Consider the following 23,513-nt stretch of genomic DNA (forward strand, 5'->3'; position numbering starts at 1 on the left):
TCACTCCTCGAACAGGGTGGTCGGCTCGGGCGCGGCCGAGGCGGGGGTCAGGGGCGGGAGCGCGGCGGCGAACGCGACGTGCGGCACCGTCAGCTCGCGGGGCCCCCGTGTGGTGTGCGCGACGACGGTGACGGACCGTTCCGCGTCGACGGTGCCGTACCGCGCGCCGAGCGACCAGACGCCGACCACGTCGCCCGCGCGGGGCGCGTCGATCGTGGCGAGGATCTCGGTGATGTCGGCACCGTCGGACGTGCTGACGGCCTCGTTGACGGCGGCGGCGAGCGCGTCCCAGTCGATCGCCTCACGGCCGACGAGGCGGGCGGGGTCGATGGTGAACTCGCCGGAGGTCTCGCGGACCTCGGGCGGCAGGGTGACGATGCCGTCGTGGAACCGCAGCGCGCCGACGGAGCTGGTGTCGACCGCGGTCATGGGCACCGCGAGGCCGGTGTCGCGGCCGGCCGACGCGGCGTCGAAGGCGTCGACGGCCGCGCGCTGCGCCTCGGTGATGCGGGCGCGCAGCGACTGGTACTGCAGGAAGTCGCCGTCCTTGACGAAGGTGTTGATGCGCCGATAGACCTGGCCGCGGATCTCGTCGACGCGCTGGACCTGCATCCACATGCGGTCGAGGAAGCCGGTGAGGGAGTCTCGGAGGTCGTCGGGCAGCTGGACCTCGGTGACCACGGACGCGACCGAGGTCTCCAGTTGTCGGCGCAGGCGGTGGTCGGAGAGCAGCGTGTAGAAGGCGTCGAAGGCCTTGCCCTCGGGGGTGTTCGCGAGCTCGTCGTGGCCGTCGAAGAGGCGCTGCAGGGTCTTCGCGTACGCCTCGGCCTCGGTGGAGTCGGAGGCGTCGAGGCCGTGCGTGAGGAGCGCGCGGGTGTGCTCGCGCAGCTTCTCGCCGTAGCCCAGGATGTCGGCAGGCATGCGCTCGGCGAGCGAGCTGACGATCTTGAGGTCGTCGACCACCTTGTCCCGGTCGTACTCGGGGATGAGGCCTTGGCGCAGTGCCTCCCGGCGCTGGGTGAGCTCGGCGATCTGCTGGTCCAGGGCGCGGAGGTGATCGTCCGGATCGGCGCTGACGGTGACCGCGACCGCGGACAGGCGCGCCGTGACCAGCTCGAGGGCGGTCTCGGTGGCGACGTTGCGGTCCAGCGAGACGGCCTGCACCTGGCCGAGGGCCGTCGTGGCGCCGCGGGTGAGCTGGATGACCTCGCGATCCGATTCGTCCAGGGTTCGGGAGACGTAGCCGTGCTTGACCCACTGGTCGAGGACGTCCGCGCCGGCGGGGACGGGGCGGGCGCGCTCGGTGAAGTGGTGCGCGAGCGACTGGAGGTCGACGGTGAGCGCGTCACCCAGGTCCTCCGCGTCGACGGGGCCCGTGCCCAGCCGCGCCGCCATCAGCGCCAGGTAGGCGACGGCGTGGGGGGAGCGGAGGAGCCGGAGCGCGACGTCGTTGTCGGCGTTGTCCGTGAACGCGGCGTACAGCTGCGCGGCCGACTGCGCCATCGTGTACCTCCCCTTGCGTATGCGACGGTCCAGTGTATCGACGGACACCGGGATGGCATGGACGGCACCTGCCCGCGGCTTGCGGAACAAGTCCTCAGTCTGTCCTGGCGGTGTCCAATATGTCGGTGGTGCCGGGTAGCGTTCGGGTCGAGTAATCAGGAGGTTCAATCGTGCAGCTTGAAGAGCTGAAAGCCGGTCTGCGGATCGACGGTCTCATACCCGCCGAGGTGATCACCGTGATCGCGGCGCAGTGGCACGGCACGTCCGCGCTTGAGCTGACGTACAAGACTGCATCAGGTGGCCTCGGCCAGCAGGTCGTGTTTCGCAAGGATGAGGGCAAGCTGAGCATCGCCCAGAGCGGCAGCCGCGCGTTCGACGCCCACGCGGGTGATTTCAAGCTGGTCGCGGAGGCTCAGCGAATCTCCCTCGCGGGACTGTTCGACCCTATGCTTGCCGTCGCAACCAGCGACGTCCAGCCGCTGCCACATCAGATCCGCGCCGTGTACGGCGAACTCCTGCCACGCACGCCGCTCCGCTTCCTACTCGCCGATGACCCGGGCGCGGGCAAGACGATCATGGCTGGCCTCTACATCAAGGAGTTGCTGCTTCGTGACGACGTGAAGCAGTGCCTGATCATTGCTCCGGGAGGACTGGTCGAACAGTGGCAGGACGAACTCTTCTTCAAGTTCGGGCTGCGCTTCGACTTGTTGACCAACCAGCTTATCGACGCAAACGCCAACTTCAATGTCTTCGAGTCCAACCCGCTGCTCATCGCTCGGATGGATCAACTTTCCCGCAATGAGCAACTCCAGGCGCAGCTCAAGGAGACCGAGTGGGATCTGGTCATCGTCGACGAGGCGCACCGAATGGGCGCCCATTACTTCGGCGGGGAACTGCGCAAGACCAAGCGCTTTCTTCTCGGCGAGATCCTCGGCCAGATCACCCGCCACCTCCTCCTGATGACGGCAACGCCTCACTCGGGCAAGGAGGAGGACTTCCAGCTGTTCCTCACCCTGATCGACCGCGACCGCTTCGAGGGCAAGCAGAAGACGAGCGCGGATGTCAGCGGCATCATGCGGCGCATGGTGAAGGAGGAGCTCCTGACGTTCGAGGGTAAGAAGCTCTTTCCTGAGCGCATCGCAGAAACTGTGCCCTACGAGCTCACCGCGCTCGAATATGACCTCTACGAGGACGTTACCCACTACGTTCGCGAGGGCATGAATCGTGCCGAGCGCATTGGTGGCAAGCGTAAGAACACGGTGGGGTTCGCGCTCACGGTCCTCCAGCGCCGCCTCGCCTCGAGCCCCGAGGCGATCTACAAGAGCCTCGTCCGTCGCGCGGATCGCCTCGAGCGTAAGAAACTCGAGATCGAGAACGGCACCTATAGGGACTCCGAGCCCACCTTCGACATCACAGACATCGACGAGGGTGAGTTCAACGCTGAAGAACTCGAGCAGTTCGAGGAAGACGTCATGGACTCAGCGACCGCGTCCCAGACCGTCGCGGAACTCAACGCGGAACTCCTCGAACTAGCCGACCTCATCAAGACCGCTCGTCTGGTTCGCGAGGCTGGCACGGACCGCAAGTGGACCGAACTATCGAACATTCTCCAGGACAACGCCCTTCTCACAGACAGGAACGGTTCGCCGCGCAAATTCATCATCTTCACCGAGCATCGCGACACCCTGGACTATCTGCAGGGCCGAATCGGCTCACTGATCGGGAGGCCCGAAGCGGTCCGGGCAATCCACGGAGGCGTACGCCGCCAGGATCGCCGCCAGATAACCGAGGAATTCACGAAGAATCGCGATTGTCAGTTTCTTCTCGCCACAGATGCCGCAGGGGAGGGTCTCAACCTTCAGGCTGCGCACCTCATGGTCAATTATGACCTGCCATGGAACCCTAACCGCATTGAGCAGCGCTTTGGCCGCGTTCACCGCATCGGGCAGGAGGAGGTCTGCCGGCTGTGGAACCTCGTCGCCGCGAACACCCGCGAGGGCGAGGTATTCACGCGCCTGCTGGAGAAGCTCGACCAAATGCGCGAGACATACGGCGGCAAGGTCTTCGACGTCCTCGGCGAAGCTTTCAGCGAAACGCCGCTACGCAGCCTGCTCCTTGATGCCATTAAGTACGGCGAACGGGCTGACGTGAAGGCCAAGATGCACGACGTCATCGACGCCTCCGTCGGCGAAGGACTCAAAGGACTCCTTGACGAGCGCGCGCTCGCCTCAGAGCACATCGCTGACGCCGACCTGCATGCCCTTCGCGCGGCGATGGACGAGGCCCGCGCACGGCGGCTCCAGCCGCACTACATCGAACTCGCCTTCAGGGCAGCGTTTACCAAACTCGGCGGCCGGATCGTCAAGCGCGAGCGGGGTCGATACGAGATCGCAAACGTCCCGCAGCGCATCCGTTCGGCGGGCACGGGTCCGATAGCTACCAAGTACGACCGGGTCACCTTCGACCTCAGCCACGCCCAACCCGGCGACCTCAGCCGCGCCGACCTACTTGCACCTGGCCACCCGCTGCACGACGCCGTCATGGCCGAGGCGATCCGTAGCTTCGGCGGCGCTCTCAACCAGGGAACCGTGCTTGTCTCATCGACGCTCGAAGAGCCACAACTCCTCGTGGGTGTCGTCGAAGAAGTCACCGACGCGACGGGTGATACTGTGGCGAAGCGGTTCGGATATGCGTACGTCGACTCGTTCGGAACCGTCAGCCAGGCCGGCCCCGCGCCCTACCTCGACTGCGTCGCCGCGCCAACTGGGCCTGCTGCGGCCCGCGGACTTCAGTGGCTCGGCGATGCCGAGGACAGGGCACTGAGCTGGATCATTGCCAACCAGCTGCCGGAGTACCTCAAAGAGGTACAGCCGCGGCGACTCGCCGAGCTCGACAAGGCCCGCGACCTAGTCACAAATCGACTCAGCTCTGAAAGTGAACGGCTCCTGCTTGATGCTGCAGTCGCTTCGGAGAAGGAACAGAAGGGCGACAAGCCCAAGGAGTCGTCCGATAGCCTCAACCGCAAAGCAGTGGAGCTGGATGGCCGGCTGCGCAAGCGCCTAGCGCTGCTTGACCAGCAGCGGCTGATGTCGACGAAGCCGCCGCGCATCGTTACGGCGGCCCTGGTGCTGCCAATCGGCCAGCTCGACACTGACATCCCGGCCATGGCGCCGATGCACGCCAAAGAGACGAAGGAGGTCGAACGCCGCGGTGTCGAACTGGTAATGGCACGGGAGCGAGAACTCGGCCGCAAACCTATCGAGCAACCCTTCAACAACCCCGGTTTCGATATCCTTTCGACGGATTCAAACGGTGACACCTACCGGATCGAGGTCAAGGCACGGATCGAGGGTTCGAGAGACTTCTTCGTGACCCACAACGAGGTCATGACCGGTAAGAACGCTGTTCCGCGCTACCGGCTGGCGCTCGTCCGGGTTGACCCTCGCGGCGCGCAGTACGACGAGGTCCGCTACCACGGCGACCCATTTGCGACGACCGACCTCGGCGACTTCGAGGCCACAGGCATCCGGGGTGACTGGGTCAAAACCTGGACTAAGGGAGAAGCGCCTTTCTGATGCTCCTGATCCCACGGACCAGTCGCGTTCCTCTCAAGCGGACGGAACCCCACGGTAAGTTCATGCATAGGTATACGCGCCGCATTGCCGGCGAGGTCGCCCGACGTCTCGGGCTCAGAGGTACGAGGAACTATGGTGCACAAGCGAAAATTGATTGAGGTGGCCCTGCCGCTGGAGGCGATCAACCGTGAGTCAACACGCGAGAACTACATTTACCGTGGCAACCCTTCGTCGGTTCACAAGTGGTGGGCTCAACGTCCGCTGGCCGCCGCCCGCGCCGTAATCTTTGCGCAACTTGTCGACGATCCGTCGGCATTGCCGGAGGAATTCCCGACTGAGTCGGAGCAACGCAATGAACGGGAGCGCCTCCATTCAATTCTCGAGCGCCTGGTCGTGTGGGAGAATGCGAGGGACGAGCGTCTCCTCGCGGAAGCGCATCGAGAGATCTTGAAGTCGACCGCCGGTCGACCACCGCGAATCCTTGATCCGTTCGCAGGCGGAGGCACCATTCCCCTTGAGGCCCAGAGGCTCGGCCTGGAGGCTGAAGCATCGGATCTCAACCCCGTTGCGGTCCTCCTCAACAAGGCTTTGATTGAAATTCCGCCGAATTTCAAAGGGTGCCCACCCGTCTTCCCTGGCATGGCAGACTCGGAGATTCGAACCTGGACAGGAGCGGACGGCCTTGCTGCGGACGTCCGCGCGTACGGTTCTTGGATTCGTGATCGAGCCGTAGAGCGGATCGGACACCACTTTCCTGCTGTCGAGCTCGGAGACGGAGCACCCGCGACGGTCCTTGCTTGGATGTGGGTGCGGACAGTTAGGTGCCCGAACCCGGCGTGCGCGATTACTATGCCGCTCGCGCGTTCGTGGTGGCTTAGTAAGAAAAGGGGCAAAGAAGTATTTCTTTCCCCGTCTGTGGTAGTCGACGCGGCCGATTCCTCCGGACTCCGGGTGACGTTTTCGGTTTGTCAAGGGAAAGGTGGGGGACCGTCTGGCTCGGAAGACGGCACCGCCTCGAAGTCGGGAGCGAGATGTGTGGCGTGTTCGACAGTTGCCCCGCTCGCCTATGTGCGGGAGCAAGGCAAGAAGGGGCGCATCGGCGCCCAACTTACCGCGCTGGTTGCTGAAGGCAACCGGCAGCGACATTACCTTCCGGTGACGCCGGAACACGAGGCTTGCGCCGCCATTGAGCGCCCCGACGATGTGCCTGACGCTGAGCTGCCCGACGAAGCGCTCGGTTTCCGAGTTCAGGCGTATGGAATGACCCAGTGGTCGGACCTTTTTTCTAACCGGCAACTGGTCGCATTGACGACCTTCAGTGATCTCATCTCAGAGGCGAGGAAACAGGTAAAAGTCGACGGAGGATCGGACCTATACGCTGATGCTGTCGCGACGTTCCTTGCGTTCGCAGTGGACAAACTAGCGGACTTCAGTAACACTTTGGCGGTCTGGTATCCAAAGGAAGACCGACCGAAGAACCTTTTCGCACTCCAGGCCATCCCCATGGTCTGGGACTATCCCGAGGTGAACCCGTTCTGTTCGGTTGGGGGGTCTTGGGAACGCTGCGTACAGGTGGTGAGTCAGGGGATGGAAGCGCTCGTCGGGTCCGTGCCGGCGACGGTCTCGCAGATATCAGCGACGAGTCGCAGCTTCGACGGTGCCGTCGTTAGCACTGATCCGCCCTACTATGACAACATCGACTACTCCGACCTCTCGGACTTCTTCTATGTCTGGCTTCGACGCTCGCTCCGAAGCGTTTATCCCGATTTGCTCTCGACCATGCTCGTTCCGAAGGTCGAGGAATTGGTCGCAAATCCTTATCGGCATGAGGGAAGGAAGGGCGCCGAGGCGTTCTTTGAGCGAGGCTTCCGCGAGGTCTTTTCCCATGCCAGGGCAGCAGCTCATGCCGATCTACCCATCACCGTCTATTATGCCTTCAAACAGTCCGAGGCTGACGAGAGCGGTGAGGCCTCAACCGGTTGGGAGACCCTCCTTGATGGCATGATTCAATCGGGCTGGGAGATCACCTCCACGTGGCCACTTCGCAGTGAGCGCGGGGGTAGGTCTCGGGATGTTGGGTCCAACGCGCTGGCCTCGTCTATCGTTCTTTCTCTGCGCCCGAGGCCAGCTGACGCGCCGACCACAGATCGCCGCGGTCTGATCGATGCGTTGACGGCAGAGCTGCCCGACGCCCTGCGGAGACTTCAGCAGGGGCAGGTTGCGCCGGTCGACTTGCCTCAGGCCGCTATCGGTCCTGGGATGGCGGTGTTCAGTCGCTACTCGAGTGTCATCGAGGCCGATGGTTCGCCAATGGCTGTACGTTCAGCTCTAATTCGGATTAACGAGATCCTGGATCAGGTCCTAAACGAGCAAGAGGGTGATTTCGATCCGACGTCTCGATTCGCCGTTGCCTGGTATCGCCAGTATGGCTATGGCGTGGGCAAATTCGGTGACGCAGACAACCTCGCCCGTGCTCGCAATACCAGCGTAGAAGCCATGGACCGCGACGCAATCCTTACGAGTCGCGCTGGCAACGTGCAGCTGATCAGGCCGATTGACCTGGCCTGGGACTATGACGTTCTCAAAGACCTGCATACCAGCAACTGGGAGGTGCTCCACCACACAATAAAGGTGCTGGAGCGAGACGGAATCGCGCCAGCCGGTGACCTTCTCGAGAGCGCACTGGGGCGTCCCGATGGCGCGGTTGAGGCCGACCTGGTCAAGGAGCTTGCTCACCTCCTGTTCCGTATTGCTGAAGGCAACGGGTGGACGAAGGACGCGCTCAGCTTCAACACACTGGTCACAACCTGGCCCGAGATCCTCGAAGTGGCACGGTCCGTGAATGAGGCGTCTGCGCAGCAGGGTGCACTCGACTTCGACGAGGGAGACTATTGACATGGCACTAAGCAACCGTGACCGCATTGACCGTATGTTCCAGGTGCTCGCACCTGCACTGGATGACTTCATCTCCACAGTCGTAGGCCAGGGTGATCCTGCGCTCGGTGCCGTCTGGACGAAGCTTGTGCAGGCGAAGGACAGCAAGAACGGTGCTCCGTCGACGAAGACCTACGACGCGTTGGATCCGCAGGTCCAGTTCAGGATCCTGACCGAAGGCAACATCACTGCCGGGTTCAAGCCCCGCTGGTACCCGTTCAATCAGGCCATCGGTCGTACCGGTGAGACCTTCGCGAGCGAACTCCGCGAGGTGCGCAATGAATGGGCGCACAACGGTACCTTCACGGACGACGATGCCTACCGGGCGCTCGATACCGGCGAACGACTGCTGAAGCTGATCGGTGCCGCGAAGGAAGCCGACGAGGTTCGCGGCATTCGACAGAATCTTCGCCGTGTCACGGCTGACAAGGATGACAAGAAGGTTCTCAAGGCCGCCGTTGACAACCCCGAAGCCGCTGGCCTGCGTCCATGGCGCGAAGTTCTTCAGCCTCATGACGACGTCGCCACCGGAAACTTCCACGCCTCTGAGTTCGCCGCCGACCTCTACAAGGTCGCGACCGGCGGCGAGGTCGACGCCGACTACGCCGACCCGGTCGAATTCTTCCGCCGGACCTACCTGACCGAGGGTTTGCGGGACCTCATCGGTAGGGCGGTACGTCGTCTCGCTGGAGACAACAACGCCTCACCGGTCATCAACCTTCAGACCAACTTCGGCGGCGGTAAGACCCACTCGATGCTCTCGCTGTGGCACGTGGCTGCGGGCCTGCCAGTCAGCCGTTTCCCGCAGGAGACGCAGGAACTCCTGACCGCGAATGGCTACTCGGCGACGAGGATCAACCGTGTCGCGGTCGTCGGCAATCACTTTAGCCCGTCCGGCGTGACCAAGGACGACGGCACCCACGTCAACACGATCTGGGGCGAGCTCGCCTGGCAGCTCGGAGGGCCCGAGGCCTACGCGGTCGTGGCCAAGGCAGACAGGGACCGGACCCACCCCGGCGATGCCCTCCACGAGCTGCTTACCGCGTACGCACCGGCCGTAATCCTTATCGACGAGTGGGTTGCCTACGCGCGCTCGCTCGTGGGCCGTGACGACCTCGCCGGCGGTACCTTCGACGACCAGTTCACGTTCGCCCAGTCTCTTACGGAGGCAGCCAAAGGCTCCAAGGGCGTCCTTCTCGCCATCTCGATCCCTGCTTCGGAGACTGGCGACGCCAACGAAAAAATCGTGGCTGGAAACGCTGAAGAGGTCGGCGGCCAGAACGGACTGGAGGCACTCAAGCGCCTCCAGAACGTCGTTCGCCGCGTCGCGGACCAGTGGCGCCCTGCGTCGTCCGACGAGGCGTATCACATCGTCAAGCAACGGCTCTTCAAGCAGCCCGACGCGACCGCGCTCGCAGCGATAGGTGCGACGGCTCGGGCGTACGTCGAGATGTATCGCAAGTACTCCGACGACTTCCCGCGTGAAGCACGTGACGCTGCTTACGAACATCGGATCAAGCAGACGTACCCGATCCACCCAGAGCTGTTCGACACCCTCTACGAAGAGTGGTCGTCGTTGGAACGTTTTCAGCGCACTCGCGGCGTCCTGCGGCTGATGAGCACGGTCATTCATGCGTTGTGGACCGGTGAAGACCAGTCGCCGCTGATCATGCCGGCATCAATTCCACTCGCCACGTCAAACGTGAACTCCGAACTCACGCAGTATCTTCAAGACTCTTGGAAGACGATCATCGACGCGGACGTCGACGGAGTGAACTCCGAACCAGCTCGCATCGACAAGGAGAAGCCGCTCTTCGGCCAGCGGGCCCTGACCAAGCGGCTGGCCCGGACCGTGTTCTTCGGCGCCGCTCCGACGATCGCGCCCGGATCTGTGCACAAAGGCATCGGCACGCAGCGAGTGTTCCTCGGAACCGCGATTCCGGGCGATGTCCCAGGCAATTTCCATTCCGCGCTGACCCAGCTCGGTGATCGCGCGACGTACTTCTACTCGGGTTCGGGCAAGTACTGGTACGACGTCCAGCCGAACATAACCCGTACTGCGAAGGATCAGGCCGAACGCCTTCACAAGGAAGACGTCTGGGCTGAGATCGTCCGACGGCTTCAGGACCAGGGCCGCAAGCGTGGCGACTTGGCCGGCGTTCACGTGTGCCCTGAGTCCACCGCTGACATCCCCGATACCGACGAGGCGCGCCTCGTCATCGTGCACCCTAAGGTCGCCAACAAGCGGGGCGCAGAATCGCCGGCCAAAGAGTTCGCTCACCAGGCGACCGAACGCCGCGGTAGCTCGAACCGCACGCACCGCAACGCTTTGGTGTATCTCGCGGCTGACGAGGCTCGGCTCGAAGAGCTCGATAACGCGACGCGCGACTACCTCGGCTGGAAGCACGTCCTGTTGAACGAGTCCGATCTCGATCTGACGCAAAACCAGAAGAACCAGGCGTCGCAGCGGGCGACTCAGGCCGACCAGACAGTGACGTCCCGCCTGCTCCAGACGTTCACGTGGGCACTTGTGCCGGCCCAGCCGGACCCCGGCGCGCCGTTTGTCATCCGGGAAACCAAGGTCGAAGGGCAGTCCGACTCGCTTGCAGACCGAGTTTCTCGTCGACTTGGGAACGACGGCGATCTGTCGACGCGCCACGCGGCTGCGACCATTCGGCTCGCGATCGGTAAGGTGCCACAGATCTGGAAGGACGGCCACGTCTCGCTGGGTTCGCTGTGGGGGCTCTACTCGCAGTACCCGTACATGCCGCGTCTGCGCGATCGCTCTGTTCTGGATGCAGGAATTGTCGATCTGCCGATGATCTGGCAGACAGACGCTTTCGCCCTCGCTGCCAGCTACGACGAGGAAGCCGGTCGGTACGTTGGCCTATGGACGCCGGACGACAAGGAGAGTTCGCCTCCCGCAACCGACTCTCTACTTCTGGTTCGTCCCGACGTTGCCGAGAAGCAGCGTTTAGCCGAGGTAGCCAACGCGCAGATGCCAGGGGCCGGCGGCGACGGAGATGTGGAACCCGGATCAGAGCCAGGTCCGACTCCTGAACCTGCCCCTGGGAAGGTCGATATCGCCTGGCCTACACGCTACTTCGGAGTCAAGACGCTCAACTCGGACAAGATCGCGCTTGAGTTCAAGAACGTTGCCGAGGAGGTTCTCGCGCACCTTCGTTCCGGCGAGAACACCAGTGTGACGGTGCGGATCGAGATCGAAGCGACAGACACAGAGGGGTTCAACGAGAATCGTGTCCGAACCGTTGCAGAGAACGCGAGGACGCTCAAATTTGATCAGTCCGGGTTTGAGGAAAGCTGAGCTTCCGTGTGAACAACTGTTGTGGCTTGCCAGTGCGGCATTGAACATTCTGTCAATAGGAAATGGAAGTCCGTCCGGAAGTGATGGGTAACGACGAGCAGTCATCAATCGCCGATGAGGTTCAGGCCTGGGTCGACGATGCACGCGGAATGATCGATGCTAGAGCGCAAGTAATCGTCGCTGCCAACCGTGCAGCGACTTCATTGAAACAGCGGGTGGTACGGGCCGGCGGGGGCGATGGGGTCCGCTGGTACGTCCTTCCAATTCGCCCGGACACTCTTGAGTCGATCCGGTCGATCGCCGCCGGGAACGCGTTGCCCGCGATCCCGGTCGAGGTCGAGCGGGAACTTAACCGCCTGGTGAGCGAGGTGGGGCAAGCTGTTGCCGACCTCCGAAAGGGCTCAGGGTTCGGTCGTCTGCTGCTTTTCGGTGGCACACGCGACAAGGCCAACCAGGCTGCACGATTCCTGCCGGAGTACCGCGCATGGTTCCTTACGAGCGGGTTGCGGTCGAGTATTGATCGAGCTCGGCCGAATGACGATCCTCGGGTTCGTGCATTGGGTGTTGCCGATGCTCTCGAGCCTTGGGTGGGCCTCGCACCCATCCTTCCCGAACAGGGCAGGAACGCGGTCGTCGAGACAGTTGAGTCCTTCGTGGAACTTCCTCAGGCCGTGGCAGTGATCCAGGGAGCGGCCGGTGACGAGGCCCAGCGTCGCAGCGCTGCGCTGAAAGCTGGCAATTCTGTAAGGAATGCCGAAACCGACCGGATGCTCGCCGAAATGTCGGTTGATCGTCTTCGCGAGGCGAGCAGGGACAGGATCCGGGTCGGCGTACTTACCGAGAACGGTATCACCGATGTACTCTCAGTGCTCCGGAACGAGCAACGGTTGGAGCAGCTTGATGGGATCGGTGCGACATCGGCCACTCGAATTCGCGGCGCAGCCCAGACGCTGCGTCAAAATACGTTCGAAGAGATGCCGATACGAATTGATATCAACAACCGTACGACCCTCCTCACAACCCTTCTGAGTCGACTCCGAGGGTGGGATGCAGCACGTCGAGCAAGTGCGTCCCCCGATTTGCTCGAGCGAGCTGTCGGGTTGGCACCATTCGCCGCAGCCGTGGACTCGCACACCACACACGCCGTCGTCGTGCCGTCCGGATCATCCACGGTCGCGGAGTTCGACCACGCGGTTCGTGAGGTCATCCAGGTGGCAAATGCGATTGCCGACGCCGACAGCACCGCGCTGATCGGGGATACATGGGATGATTTCCTCTTACGTCCAGCCGACTACTTTGCTCTTCTCGCTGAACTGGGATTCATCACAGAAGACGATGAGAAGGCACAGGGTGAGCTGCCTCAGGAAATCGTGGAGGCTATCCGCGGGTTTGAGCTGAAAGCAGGCCACCTCGTCGCCTCGTTGCGAGGCTACCAGAACTTCGCCGCGCGTTTTGCGCTGGTTCAGCGCAAAGTGATTATCGGCGACGAGATGGGCCTTGGGAAGACAGTGGAATCCATTGCGGTCCTGGCGCATCTGCGTGCCAAAGGGGACAACCATTTCGTCGTGATATGTCCCGCCGCAGTGGTGACGAACTGGGTGCGCGAGGTGGGAACCAAGTCGAAGCTCTCGGCGTACCGCCTTCACGGCTCGGACCGCAGCGCTGCGGCTAAGCAGTGGCTCCGTGTCGGAGGCGTTGCGGTAACCACGTTCGAAACCCTTCCGTGGCTGACCGAGAACGTCTCGGTGCCGGAGCTCGGCTGCGTCGTGGTCGATGAAGCGCATTACATTAAGAACCCCAGCACGCTCAGATCTCGTAGAGTCGCCCGAATTCTCGATTCATGTGAACGTGCGATTCTTCTTACGGGAACACCGCTCGAGAACCGGTTGGACGAGTTTCGCAACCTCGTCGGATACCTTCGCCCCGATCTCACCGTGAATGCCGATGAATACACTCCCACCAGATTCCGTCGTCAGGTCGCCCCCGCTTACCTGCGGCGCAATCAAGAGGACGTCCTGACGGAGCTCCCGGAACTCGTCGAGGTCAACGAGTGGGTCGCTATGTCTGATTCGGACGCTGCTGCCTACCGCTCCGCAGTGAGCGACAGGAACTTCATGGGGATGCGCCAGGCCGCGATGAAACAAGGAAGCAAGTCGGCCAAGATACAGCGCCTCATCGAACTTGTCGGCGAGGCAGAAGCCAACGGCCGCCGCGTAATTGTGTTCTCCCACTTCTTGAACGTCCTCAACGATGTGCACGGCCAGTTGCCCGGTCGAGTCTTCGGTCCGCTCACGGGATCGGTCGCTGCGGGCAAGCGCCAGGCGATGGTGGACGACTTCTCCACCGCCGATGGCGGTGCCGTGCTCGTCGCGCAGATTGTTGCAGGTGGTGTCGGACTGAACATTCAGTCCGCATCCGTGGTGGTGATCTGTGAACCGCAGTTGAAACCGACGACGGAGTGGCAGGCAATTGCACGCGCTCACAGGATGGGGCAACTGCAATCGGTCCAGGTGCACCGACTGTTGTCGGACGAGGGGGTAGATCGACGCGTCCGAGAAATTCTCGCTCGCAAGAAAGAACTGTTCGAGAGTTTCGCGCGGGAAAGTGAAACCGCAGCGAGCGCGCCCGAAGCGTACGACGTCACCGAGGCGGAACTCGCGCGAGACATCATTGCGGAGGAGCGCGAACGGCTGTTCGGGCAGGGGAAGAACGCTGAGTCGGCGTCCCGAGGGGCGAGTCCAGGAGTTGACGACACGAGCGAGGCAACGCGTTCACCGGACGAGGCGGACGAGTCCGATGCATCCGCGCGGAGACGCGCAGCGTCGGACCTCGGGACGCGCCAAGGACCTGCCGGTGGTGGGCGGCCGGCGCTTCCTCTTCGAGAACGCGGCTCGGTGTCGACGCAGATGCCAACGCGACCTCAGGTTACGCCGCGCCATCCACCGGCGACGGCTGTGACGCTAGCTCGCTACCCGGTCTTTCGCCGATCCTTGCCGGATATTGCTACGTCATCCGCGCATGTGATCGCGGAGAATGTCGTGGCCATCGTTGCCGCGGAGGGTCCTATGACAGGGTGGCGAATCCACCAGTTGTATGAAGAACTTGTATCGAGCCATAGGTCGCGCGATGAGCTGTCTCGCCTCATCAATCGGGCCATCTCGGATGTTGAGCGTCGCGGGCTGATCAATTCCGACAATCCCCTCGGGCAATCCGGGAACAAGCCACTTACCTTCAGACTCCCCACGCAACCAATGGTTGTCGCCCGTGAGCTTGGACCGCGGACGATCGACGTCGTTCCGCCGAACGAGGTCGCGCAGTACTGCAGGATCGTGTCGACCGGGGAGACGTCGCTCGCTGAGGAGGAGTTGATCGAACGAGTTGCTAGGTTGATCCAGATCTCAGTGCCGTCAGGCGCTATGCAGCGCGCTGTTCGGGCTGCGAGCCGGATACCCCTGAAAACAGAATGACCACGGCAACCTCGCGGTCAGGTGGGGTTCATGGCCGCGGCATAGCCTGCAGACCATGAAGCTGCGGCGTCCGTTGATCATCGCTCTGTCTCTTGCGCTGCTGGCGGGGACCGCGCATGCCGGGGCGGCGCCGCGGACCGTCGACCTGCAGGCGCACCGCGACGGGCTCGGCTTGCAGACGGAGTCCACGCTGGAGGGCTTCAGCGCGGCGATGCGGCTCGGCGTCACGACGCTGGAGTTGGACACGCAGGTGACGAAGGACCGGAAGGTCGTGATCACGCACGACCGGAAGGTGGATCCGCGCAAGTGCGCGGACACCGCGCCCACGAGTCCCGGGGACCCGCAGTTCCCGTACGTCGGCAAGTACGTCCGCGACCTGACGTACGCGCAGATCCGCACGATGAACTGCGGGTACGAGAAGGTCGCGGCGACGCAGCGGGTCGTGGCGGGCGCCCGGATCCCCGAACTGCGCGAGCTCTTCGACCTCGTCCGCGCCCGGCGCTCGCCGGTGCGGATGAACATCGAGACGAAGGTGGAGGCGGGGGCACCGTCGGAGACGGCGCCGCGGGGCGAGTTCGTGCGCGCGGTGGCGGGGGAGATCACGCGCTCCGGCCTCGCCCGGCAGGTCACGATCCAGAGTTTCGACTGGACGGCTCTGCGGGAGATCGGCCCGCTGCTGCCGGGAGTCGGGTTGATCGCGCTCACCAACGGCGAGCAGTTCCTGCAGACGGGCAAGCCGGGCGCGTCGCCGTGGCTCGGGCTCGACGTCGATGCCTACGGCGGCGACTGGGTGCGGGCGGCGAAGGCGACCATCCCCGGGCTCACCGCGGTCTCGCCGGTGCAGGGCGACCCGCAGGACGGCGGCGTCGGCGACCCGGACTTCGTGCGGTTCACGACGCCGGCGTTGATCCGCCGCGCGCACGACCTGGGGCTGCGGGTCGTCCCGTGGACGGTCAACGACCCCGCGACGATGCGCGCACTGCTGCGCGACGGAGCGGACGGGCTCATCACCGATTACCCGGATCGCGCCCGCGCGGTGCTCCGCGAGCTCGGGATGGCGCTGCCCGCCTCGTCGTAGGGCGGACCGGCACTTTCGGTGCGTGTCGGCGACGACACGCACGTAGTGCACCGCCGGAATCCACCGAGGCTCCGCGCCCCGGCGACGGTGCCGGCGCGCGTGGCTCCGGCACGATTCAACATTCACGTGTGCAACACACGGCTCAGTGGTGTAGTTTTCCACCGATAGACTCATTTGTCACGGAGGGCAACATGCGTGTCTCTGGTTTCTTCCGCTCGATCGTTTCGCTGACGGCCGCCGTTGCGGTCGCCGCCACCCTGGCGACGGGGACGGCGGGGGCGGCACCGTCGACCACGACGTCGACGGCGTCCCTGACCGACCAGGCGATCGACCGCCAGGCCGCGGGCGACACCGCGGGCGCGCAGGCCGCCGTCAACCAGATGCCGATCGACCAGGCGCAGAAGGTCGTGGCGCTGATGACCAACGTCAACAAGGCGCTCACGTTCCCGCTCGCCGATCAGGTGCCCGGCGGCGTCGCCCCCGGGACCGTGATCGTCATCCTCGGCTTCGGCCTGGAGGACAACGGCGCCATGCGGCCGATCCTCGTCGAGCGGCTCACCAAGGGCCTCGCCGTCGCGCAGGCGTACCCGGCGTTCCCGATCGTCGTGACCGGCGGCGCGCCCAAGGCGGGCAAGACCGAGGCCGCGGCGATGAAAGAGTGGTTGCTGGCGCAGGGCGTCTCGGGCACGCGGATCTACACCGAGGAGAAGGCCGGCTCCACCCAGGGCAACGCCATCAACACGGCGGTCCTCATGCGGCAGAACGGCTTCGGCAACGGCGCGGTGCTGGTCACCTCCGCCGACCACACCCGGCGCTCGGTCGCCGACTTCCTCGTCGCGGGCATCACCCTGCAGGCGGTCGTCGCCTCCGACGCCAAGATCCAGTCCGGGCCGATGTCCGCTAGCGGTGTGGCGGGCGTCTACCGGGACGCCCGGGGCGTCGCGAAGATCTAGCCCGGCGGTGCCGTCAGAGCGGCTCGAGCACGACGCGGTGCGGCCCCGGCCGCATCAGGCCGCGTTCGAGCATCTCCGGACGGTCCGCGGGACCGCCGCCCGGCAGGAGCCGGGCGCGGTCGAGGAGGCGCGCGAGCATTACCGCCGCCTCGTGCTGAGCGAACTGCCGCCCGATGCAGCTGCGCGGGCCCACGCCCCACGGCCGGTGGAACACCCCCGGAGGCGTCTTCGTGGTGAATCGCAGGCCGTCGAACCGGTCCGCATCCGGTCCCCACACCGACGCATCGGTGTGGACTGCGATCAGGACCAGGAGGGCCACCGATCCGCGCGCGACGGGGTGCCCGCCGACGGTCGTGTCCTGCTTGGCGATCCGGAAGATCGCAGGGGCCGGCGGATGGACGCGCAGCGACTCCTGGAGCACCGAGGCGATGCCGCGCATGCGGTTGACGCCCTCGTAGGACCAGCCGTCGGACGTCGCTTCGCGGACCTCCGCGCGGAGCGTCTCCTGCAGCTCCGGGGTGCGGGCCAGGTAGAACAGGGCGGTGCTGAGCAGGGCCGCGGTCGTCTCGTGTCCGGCGATGAGGAGCGTGATCACGTTCTCGGCGATGTTCGCGTCCGGCAGCAGGTCGCCGTGGGAGTCCGGGACGGACAGCATCCGGTCGAGCATCGAGGCGCCGTCGGTGACGGTGGCCCCGTCGGCTCGGCGCCGGGCGATGAGGTCGTCGGCGAATCCGCGCAGCTGCGCGGCCGCGCGGTCAGTGCGGCGCGTCTGGAGGATCTTCCGGGGAAGGCCGACGACCGGGATGGAGTTCGCCGTGTCGTTGCCCCACTGCAGGACGGTCTCCAATGAGCGGTAGGTCTCGCTGTCGCGGAGATCGCCCTCCAGCACGCCCACGTCGGTGCCGAAGCCGATGCGGCCGATGATCTCGACGGTGAGCTTCGTGGTCTCAGCTGTGACGTCGTCGAGTGCGCCGTGCGCCAACCAGCGGTCGATGACGCCGTCGCTGACGTCGCGCATGGTCGAGTGGTAGCCGATCATGGCCTCGCGGGAGAACGCCGGGGTGAGGACCTCGCGCGCGGCGTGCCAGAGCGGGTCCGAGTTCGCGGCGGTGAAGAGACCGGTGGGGACGTATCGCCGGAAGTATTGCGCCGGACCGAGCGTGGCGTGCGACCACGTAGCCTCATCGCACACCTCGTGCGCGGCTGCGCCGCCGCCGACCATGACGAGCCTGCTCGGCCCGACGACGCGCTCGAAGACCGGGACGCCCAACTCGCCGAACATCGACGCCTCGGCCGTGACCGGATTGTGTCGCGTCACGGTAAGGACGTCGCCGAGGATCGGCAGGCGGCGGGGCGGTGTCGGCAGCGGGTTCGTCACCCGCTCACTGTAATCGGAGCGCACGGCGCGAACTGCGATCGCAACCGGATGTGCCGGGAAGGGTGGAACTTGTCGGCCCGGTGTGCCACCGTTGTCGCCATGACCGCGTACGACGCCCCGCTGGGCGCACCCGTGTGGATCGACCTCATGACCTCCGACATCGACGCGGCGGTCGAGTTCTACGGCACCGTCTTCGGCTGGGAGGCCGATCCACCCAACGAGGACTTCGGCGGATACCGCAACTTCCGGGCGAACGGCAACCTCGTGGCAGGCGTGATGTCGCCGCCCGACGGCGGCGGTGGTCCCGGCGACGTCTGGTCGACCTACCTGCGGGTCGCGGACGCGAAGGAGTCGCTCCGCGCGGCGACCGATGCCGGCGCCTCGCTCGTGGTCCCGGTCGTGCCGGTGGCGGACCTCGGCCGCTTCGCCTTCGTCATCGACCCCGTCGGCGCCGCGATCGGCATCTGGGAACCGGGGAAGCATGAGGGCTTCGTCGAGCGCGGCGTGCCCGGCACTCCGTACTGGTTCGACTGCATGAGTCGCAGCTACGACGCGACCAAGGCCTTCTACCGCTCCGTCTTCGGCTGGGAGCTCGACGAGATCGGCAGCGGGGGAGAGGAGGGCTCCTTCGGCCCCGATCGCTACAGCCAGGTCCTCGCCGGGACGGACGGGCACCGGGAGGCGGTCGCCGGAATCATGGACGCCGCACCCCTCTTCGACTCCGGCGTCTTCGGGGAGGGTATGCCCTCGTTCTGGCAGGTGTACCTCACCGTGGAGGACACGGCGGCCGCGGAGGAGCGCATCGTCGCCGCGGGCGGGCAGATCCTCCGCGCCGCCGAGGTGACGCCGTGGGCGACCATGGGCTCGGCGAAGGACCCGGGCGGCGCGGTCTTCCTGTACGCGACGCCGCCGGAAGGGCGCTAGGCGGAACCGAGGATCACGTTCAGGCGACGGCAACCGGATCACAAGGTGTGCAGGGCTACGCTCGCCGCATGACCTACAACCAGGGTGGATACCCGCCGGGCGGCCCCTCCCCGCAGGGCGGCGGTCGGCCGTCGTCGTATCCCGGGCAGTCGCCGCAGGGAGCGCCGTACGGCAATCCGCAGCAGCATCGGGCACCGGCGCAGCCCGGCCCGGGGTGGGGTGCGCCGCAGCCCGGCTACGGGCAGCCGGGGCGACCGCAGTACGCCCCGCCGGGACCACCGCAGTTCGGTCAGCAGCAGTTCGGCGGGCCGGGGCCCTACGGCGGGCAACCCGGTCCGTACGGGCAGCCGGGGCAGTTCGGTGCGCCCGGTCCGACGGGGCCGGGCGGTGCCGCACCGTCGGGCGCGCGGGGCGGACTCGGGACGATCCTGCAGTTCCTCATCGCCGGCGCCGGAGCGCTCGTGATCCTCGGTGCCTTCCTGCCGTGGGCCACGGCGTCCGCGAAGATCGGCGGTTCGTCGATCCGCAACTCGGCGTCGGGGATCGACGGCAGCGACGGCTGGATCACGCTGTTCGTGGCGTTGATCGCCGCCGGCGTCGCGGTGGCCGCCGCGCTGGTCCCGCCGTCCGGGGTGCCGCTCCGGCTGATCTCCGGGATCACGGCCACGGTCGCCGGCCTCGTCATCACCGGCCTCGCCGGCTACGACCTCGCGAACGTGGTGAAGTTGACGTCGACCTACTCGAAGCTGGTCGACGTCTCAGCCGGGATCGGGCTCTACCTCACCCTGCTCGCGGGTATCGCGATCCTGGGCCTGGGCATCGCGACGATCATCTCGGCCGTCGTGAAGCGCTAGCGACGGCGCACGCTCTCCTCGACCAGGTCGAGGACGGCCTCGAGGCCCGCCGTGGGACGGCCCGACGCGAGATGCGTGACCAGCCCGTCGAGCACCAGGTCCAGGTAGCCGAGGATGACATCGGTGGGCAGGTCGTCGCGCAGCCGGCCGCGCTGCTTCTGTCGCTCCAACCGGCGCAGGGTGGCGTCGGTGAGCTCGGCGCTGCGCTCGGTCCATTCGGCGCGGAAGTCGCCGTCGTTCTTGAGCCGCCGGGCGATCTCCAGCCGCGTACCCAGCCAGTCGAAACGCTCCGGGTGGCTCAGCATGTCCCGCATGACCTGGACCAGGCCCTCCTCGGCGGCGATGTCGGCCATCCGCTCCGCGTCCTCGCGGGCCAGCGCGAGGAAGAGCGCGTCCTTGTCACGGAAGTGGTGGAAGATCGCACCGCGGGACAGATCGGTCGCGGCCTCGAGGCGCCGCACGGTGGCCCCGTCGTACCCGTACTCGGCGAAGCAGGTCCGCGCGCCGTCGAGGATCTGGCGGCGCCGCGCGGCGAGGTGGTCGTCGCTCACCTTGGGCATGTGGAAGCTCCTGATCGAACGGGGACGGTAGTCGGTGTCCGCGACGCGGACGGCGGGCCCGGCCGCTGGGGCCGGACCCGCCGTCACTGGTCGAGACTGCAGCGATCAGCCGCGGACCATGTTCCGCAGCACGTACTGCAGGATGCCGCCGTTGCGGTAGTAGTCGGCCTCACCGGGGGTGTCGATGCGGACGTCCGCGTCGAACTCCACCTTCGTGCCGTCCGTCTTGGTGGCGGTCACGTGCACCGTCTTCGGGGTCACGCCGTTGTTCAGCTCCGTGATGCCCGCGATGTCGAAGGTCTCGGTGCCGTCGAGGCCCAGGGACTTCCACGACTCGCCCTTCGGGAACTGCAGCGGGACCACGCCCATGCCGATCAGGTTCGACCGGTGGATGCGCTCGAACGACTCGACGATCACGGCCTTGACGCCCAGGAGGCTGGTGCCCTTGGCCGCCCAGTCGCGCGAGCTGCCCGAGCCGTACTCCTTGCCGCCCAGGACGACCAGCGGGGTGCCGGCGGCCTGGTAGTTCTGGCACGCGTCGTAGATGAACGACTGCGGGCCGCCCTCCTGCGTGAAGTCGCGGGTGTAGCCGCCCTGCGTGCCCTCGAGGCCGATGGTGTCGAGCACCCGGTTCTGCAGGCGGATGTTCGCGAACGTGCCGCGGATCATCACCTCGTGGTTACCGCGCCGCGAACCCAGCGAGTTGTAGTCCTTGCGGGCCACGCCGTGCGAGTCGAGGTACTGCGCCGCCGGGGTGCCGGGCTTGATCGGGCCGGCCGGGCTGATGTGGTCGGTGGTGACCGAATCGCCGAGCAGCGCCATGACGCGGGCGCCCGAGATGTCGGAGACGGGCTCCGGCTCCATCGTCATGCCGTCGAAGTACGGCGCCTTCCGGACGTAGGTCGAGTTCTCGTCCCACTGGAAGGTGTCGCCCTCGGGGGTGGCGAGGTTCTGCCACCGGTGATCGCCGGCGAAGATGGTCGAGTAGGACTTGCGGAACATGTCCTGGTTGATGGCGCTCTTGATCGTGTCGTCGATCTCCTGCGCCGACGGCCAGATGTCCTTGAGGAAGACGTCGTTGCCGTCGTGATCCTTGCCCAGCGCGTCGGTCTCGAAGTCGAAGTCCATCGTGCCCGCGAGGCCGTAGGCGATGACCAGCGGCGGGGACGCCAGGTAGTTCATCTTCACGTCGGGCGAGATGCGGCCCTCGAAGTTGCGGTTGCCCGAGAGCACCGCGACGACGGTCAGGTCCTCGTCGTTGACTGCCTTGCTGATCTCGTCGGGCAGCGGGCCGGTGTTGCCGATGCACGTGGTGCAGCCGTAGCCGCCCAGGTAGTAGCCGAGCTTCTCGAGGTACGGCCACAGGCCGGCCTTCTCGTAGTAGTCGTTGACGACCTGCGAGCCGGGGGCCATGTTGGTCTTGACCCAGGGCTTGGTGGTGAGGCCCTTCTCGACGGCGTTGCGGGCGAGCAGGGCCGCGCCCAGCATGACCGACGGGTTCGAGGTGTTGGTGCAGGACGTGATGCCCGCGACCGCGACCGCGCCGTGGTCGAGCACGAAGGTGCCGCGCTCACCGGTCACGGTGACCGGCTTGGACGGACGGCCCTCGGCGCCGGTGGCGGCCGACTGGACGTTGACGGCACCGTCGTCCGCGAAGGACAGGGCGGCGGGGTCGGACGCCGGGAACGACTCCTCGACGGCCTCGTCGAGCTGCGTGTGCGAAGCCGGGTGCTGCTCCTCCACGTAGTTGTGGATGTCCTTGCGGAAGGCGACCTTCGACTCCGACAGGAGGATGCGGTCCTGCGGGCGCTTCGGGCCGGCGATCGACGGCACGACGGTGCCGAGGTCCAGCTCGAGGTACTCGGAGTAGGCGGGCTCGTGGTCGGCGTCGTGCCACATGCCCTGCTCCTTGGCGTACGCCTCGACGAGCGCGAGCTGCTCGTCGGTGCGGCCGGTCAGGCGCAGGTAGTTGATGGTCTCGCCGTCGATCGGGAAGATCGCCGCGGTGGAGCCGAACTCGGGGCTCATGTTGCCCAGGGTCGCGCGGTTGGCGAGCGGCACCTCGGCGACGCCCTTGCCGTAGAACTCGACGAACTTGCCGACGACGCCGTGCTGACGCAGCATGTCGGTCACGGTGAGCACCACGTCGGTCGCGGTCACGCCCGGCTGGATCTCACCGGTGAGCTTGAAGCCGACGACGCGGGGGATGAGCATGGAGACCGGCTGGCCCAGCATGGCCGCCTCGGCCTCGATGCCGCCGACGCCCCAGCCCAGGACGCCCAGGCCGTTCTCCATCGTGGTGTGCGAGTCGGTGCCGACGCAGGTGTCGGGGTAGGCCTGGCCGTTGCGGGTCATGACGACCGGCGCCAGGTACTCGATGTTGACCTGGTGGACGATGCCCATGCCCGGGGGGACGACCTTGAAGTCGTCGAACGCGCCCTGGCCCCAGCGGAGGAACTGGTAGCGCTCACCGTTGCGCTGGTACTCGAGGTCGACGTTGCGCTCGAGCGCGTCGGCCGTGCCGAAGACGTCGAGGATCACCGAGTGGTCGATGACCATGTCGGCGGGGGAGAGCGGGTTGACCTTGTTGGGGTCGCCGCCCAGGGCCGTGACGGCCTCGCGCATGGTGGCGAGGTCCACGATGCAGGGCACACCCGTGAAGTCCTGCATGATCACGCGCGCCGGCGTGAACTGGATCTCGACGCTCGGCTCGGCCGAGGGATCCCAGTTCGCCAGGGCGTTGATGTGATCGGTGGTGATGTTCGCGCCGTCCTCGGTCCGCAGCAGGTTCTCTGCGAGGACCTTCAAGGCGTAGGGCAGCTTCTCGGTGCCGGGCACGGCGCTGAGGCGGAAGATCTCGTACGACTGATCGCCCACCTCGAGCGTGCCGCGCGACGAGAAGGAATCGATGCTCTTGCTCACGTCAGCTCCACTCAACGTTTTGTGGTGTGCACCGACGGGC

The 23,513-nt window shown here is 65.6% G+C and carries 12 protein-coding genes; 8 read left to right on the plus strand and 4 right to left on the minus strand.

The genetic code is table 11. From position 1 onward, the window contains the following. Positions 1 to 1,503: a DUF3375 domain-containing protein gene (locus tag ACNAYW_RS03865; protein ID WP_415848431.1), complete on the minus strand. Its 1,503-nt coding sequence runs from the start codon at positions 1,501 to 1,503 to the stop codon at positions 1 to 3. Between the two features lie 170 nt (positions 1,504 to 1,673). On the opposite strand from ACNAYW_RS03865, the gene ACNAYW_RS03870 reads away from it, so the two are divergent. The 6 genes from ACNAYW_RS03870 to ACNAYW_RS03895 all read left to right on the plus strand — a co-directional run bounded on the left by ACNAYW_RS03870 (position 1,674) and on the right by ACNAYW_RS03895 (position 16,835). After that, positions 1,674 to 5,078: a helicase-related protein gene (locus tag ACNAYW_RS03870; protein ID WP_415848432.1), complete on the plus strand. Its 3,405-nt coding sequence runs from the start codon at positions 1,674 to 1,676 to the stop codon at positions 5,076 to 5,078. Between the two features lie 132 nt (positions 5,079 to 5,210). Then, the gene (locus tag ACNAYW_RS03875; protein WP_415848433.1) at positions 5,211 to 7,973 is read left to right on the plus strand and encodes a DUF1156 domain-containing protein; all 2,763 of its coding nucleotides are present in this window, start codon (positions 5,211 to 5,213) and stop codon (positions 7,971 to 7,973) included. 1 nt (position 7,974) lies between these two features. Further along, on the plus strand, positions 7,975 to 11,337 hold the full coding sequence (locus ACNAYW_RS03880; RefSeq protein WP_415848434.1) for a Swt1 family HEPN domain-containing protein: 3,363 nt from the start codon (positions 7,975 to 7,977) through the stop codon (positions 11,335 to 11,337). A gap of 62 nt (positions 11,338 to 11,399) precedes the next feature. Continuing rightward, complete coding sequence (locus ACNAYW_RS03885) at positions 11,400 to 14,804, plus strand: DEAD/DEAH box helicase (RefSeq protein WP_415848435.1); 3,405 nt, start codon at positions 11,400 to 11,402, stop codon at positions 14,802 to 14,804. Positions 14,805 to 14,859: 55 nt separating this feature from the next. Then, complete coding sequence (locus ACNAYW_RS03890) at positions 14,860 to 15,882, plus strand: glycerophosphodiester phosphodiesterase family protein (protein WP_415848436.1); 1,023 nt, start codon at positions 14,860 to 14,862, stop codon at positions 15,880 to 15,882. A 191-nt stretch (positions 15,883 to 16,073) separates the two neighbouring features. After that, on the plus strand, positions 16,074 to 16,835 hold the full coding sequence (locus ACNAYW_RS03895; protein WP_415848437.1) for a YdcF family protein: 762 nt from the start codon (positions 16,074 to 16,076) through the stop codon (positions 16,833 to 16,835). Positions 16,836 to 16,848: 13 nt separating this feature from the next. Here the strand turns inward: ACNAYW_RS03895 and ACNAYW_RS03900 are convergent, their stop codons facing one another. Further along, entirely contained in the window at positions 16,849 to 18,213 is a 1,365-nt protein-coding gene (locus ACNAYW_RS03900) for a cytochrome P450 (RefSeq protein WP_415848438.1), read from the minus strand. 99 nt (positions 18,214 to 18,312) lie between these two features. Between ACNAYW_RS03900 and ACNAYW_RS03905 the strand changes: the two genes are divergently transcribed. Then, complete coding sequence (locus ACNAYW_RS03905) at positions 18,313 to 19,137, plus strand: VOC family protein (RefSeq protein WP_415848439.1); 825 nt, start codon at positions 18,313 to 18,315, stop codon at positions 19,135 to 19,137. A 68-nt stretch (positions 19,138 to 19,205) separates the two neighbouring features. Beyond that, the gene (locus ACNAYW_RS03910; protein ID WP_415848440.1) at positions 19,206 to 19,991 is read left to right on the plus strand and encodes a hypothetical protein; all 786 of its coding nucleotides are present in this window, start codon (positions 19,206 to 19,208) and stop codon (positions 19,989 to 19,991) included. Here the strand turns inward: ACNAYW_RS03910 and ACNAYW_RS03915 are convergent. Further along, the gene (locus ACNAYW_RS03915) at positions 19,988 to 20,551 is read right to left on the minus strand and encodes a TetR/AcrR family transcriptional regulator (RefSeq protein ID WP_415848441.1); all 564 of its coding nucleotides are present in this window, start codon (positions 20,549 to 20,551) and stop codon (positions 19,988 to 19,990) included. The two genes, ACNAYW_RS03910 and ACNAYW_RS03915, sit on opposite strands and share 4 nt — an antisense overlap. Positions 20,552 to 20,656: 105 nt before the next feature. Next, positions 20,657 to 23,473: an aconitate hydratase AcnA gene (gene acnA, locus ACNAYW_RS03920; protein WP_415848442.1), complete on the minus strand. Its 2,817-nt coding sequence runs from the start codon at positions 23,471 to 23,473 to the stop codon at positions 20,657 to 20,659. Positions 23,474 to 23,513: the final 40 nt, after the last annotated feature.

This window comes from Tsukamurella ocularis, from assembly GCF_965138335.1.
In the GTDB taxonomy this organism is placed as follows: domain Bacteria; phylum Actinomycetota; class Actinomycetes; order Mycobacteriales; family Mycobacteriaceae; genus Tsukamurella; species Tsukamurella ocularis_A.

What these genes read in the sequence shown, in the direction of transcription:
- ACNAYW_RS03865 (WP_415848431.1), bottom strand. Translation starts at nt 1,503, where the DNA reads ATGGCGCAGTCGGCCGCGCAGCTGTACGCCGCGTTCACGGACAACGCC.
- ACNAYW_RS03875 (WP_415848433.1), top strand. Translation starts at nt 5,211, where the DNA reads ATGGTGCACAAGCGAAAATTGATTGAGGTGGCCCTGCCGCTGGAGGCG.
- ACNAYW_RS03880 (WP_415848434.1), top strand. Translation starts at nt 7,975, where the DNA reads ATGGCACTAAGCAACCGTGACCGCATTGACCGTATGTTCCAGGTGCTC.
- ACNAYW_RS03885 (WP_415848435.1), top strand. Translation starts at nt 11,400, where the DNA reads ATGGAAGTCCGTCCGGAAGTGATGGGTAACGACGAGCAGTCATCAATC.
- ACNAYW_RS03890 (WP_415848436.1), top strand. Translation starts at nt 14,860, where the DNA reads ATGAAGCTGCGGCGTCCGTTGATCATCGCTCTGTCTCTTGCGCTGCTG.
- ACNAYW_RS03895 (WP_415848437.1), top strand. Translation starts at nt 16,074, where the DNA reads ATGCGTGTCTCTGGTTTCTTCCGCTCGATCGTTTCGCTGACGGCCGCC.
- ACNAYW_RS03905 (WP_415848439.1), top strand. Translation starts at nt 18,313, where the DNA reads ATGACCGCGTACGACGCCCCGCTGGGCGCACCCGTGTGGATCGACCTC.
- ACNAYW_RS03910 (WP_415848440.1), top strand. Translation starts at nt 19,206, where the DNA reads ATGACCTACAACCAGGGTGGATACCCGCCGGGCGGCCCCTCCCCGCAG.
- ACNAYW_RS03915 (WP_415848441.1), bottom strand. Translation starts at nt 20,551, where the DNA reads ATGCCCAAGGTGAGCGACGACCACCTCGCCGCGCGGCGCCGCCAGATC.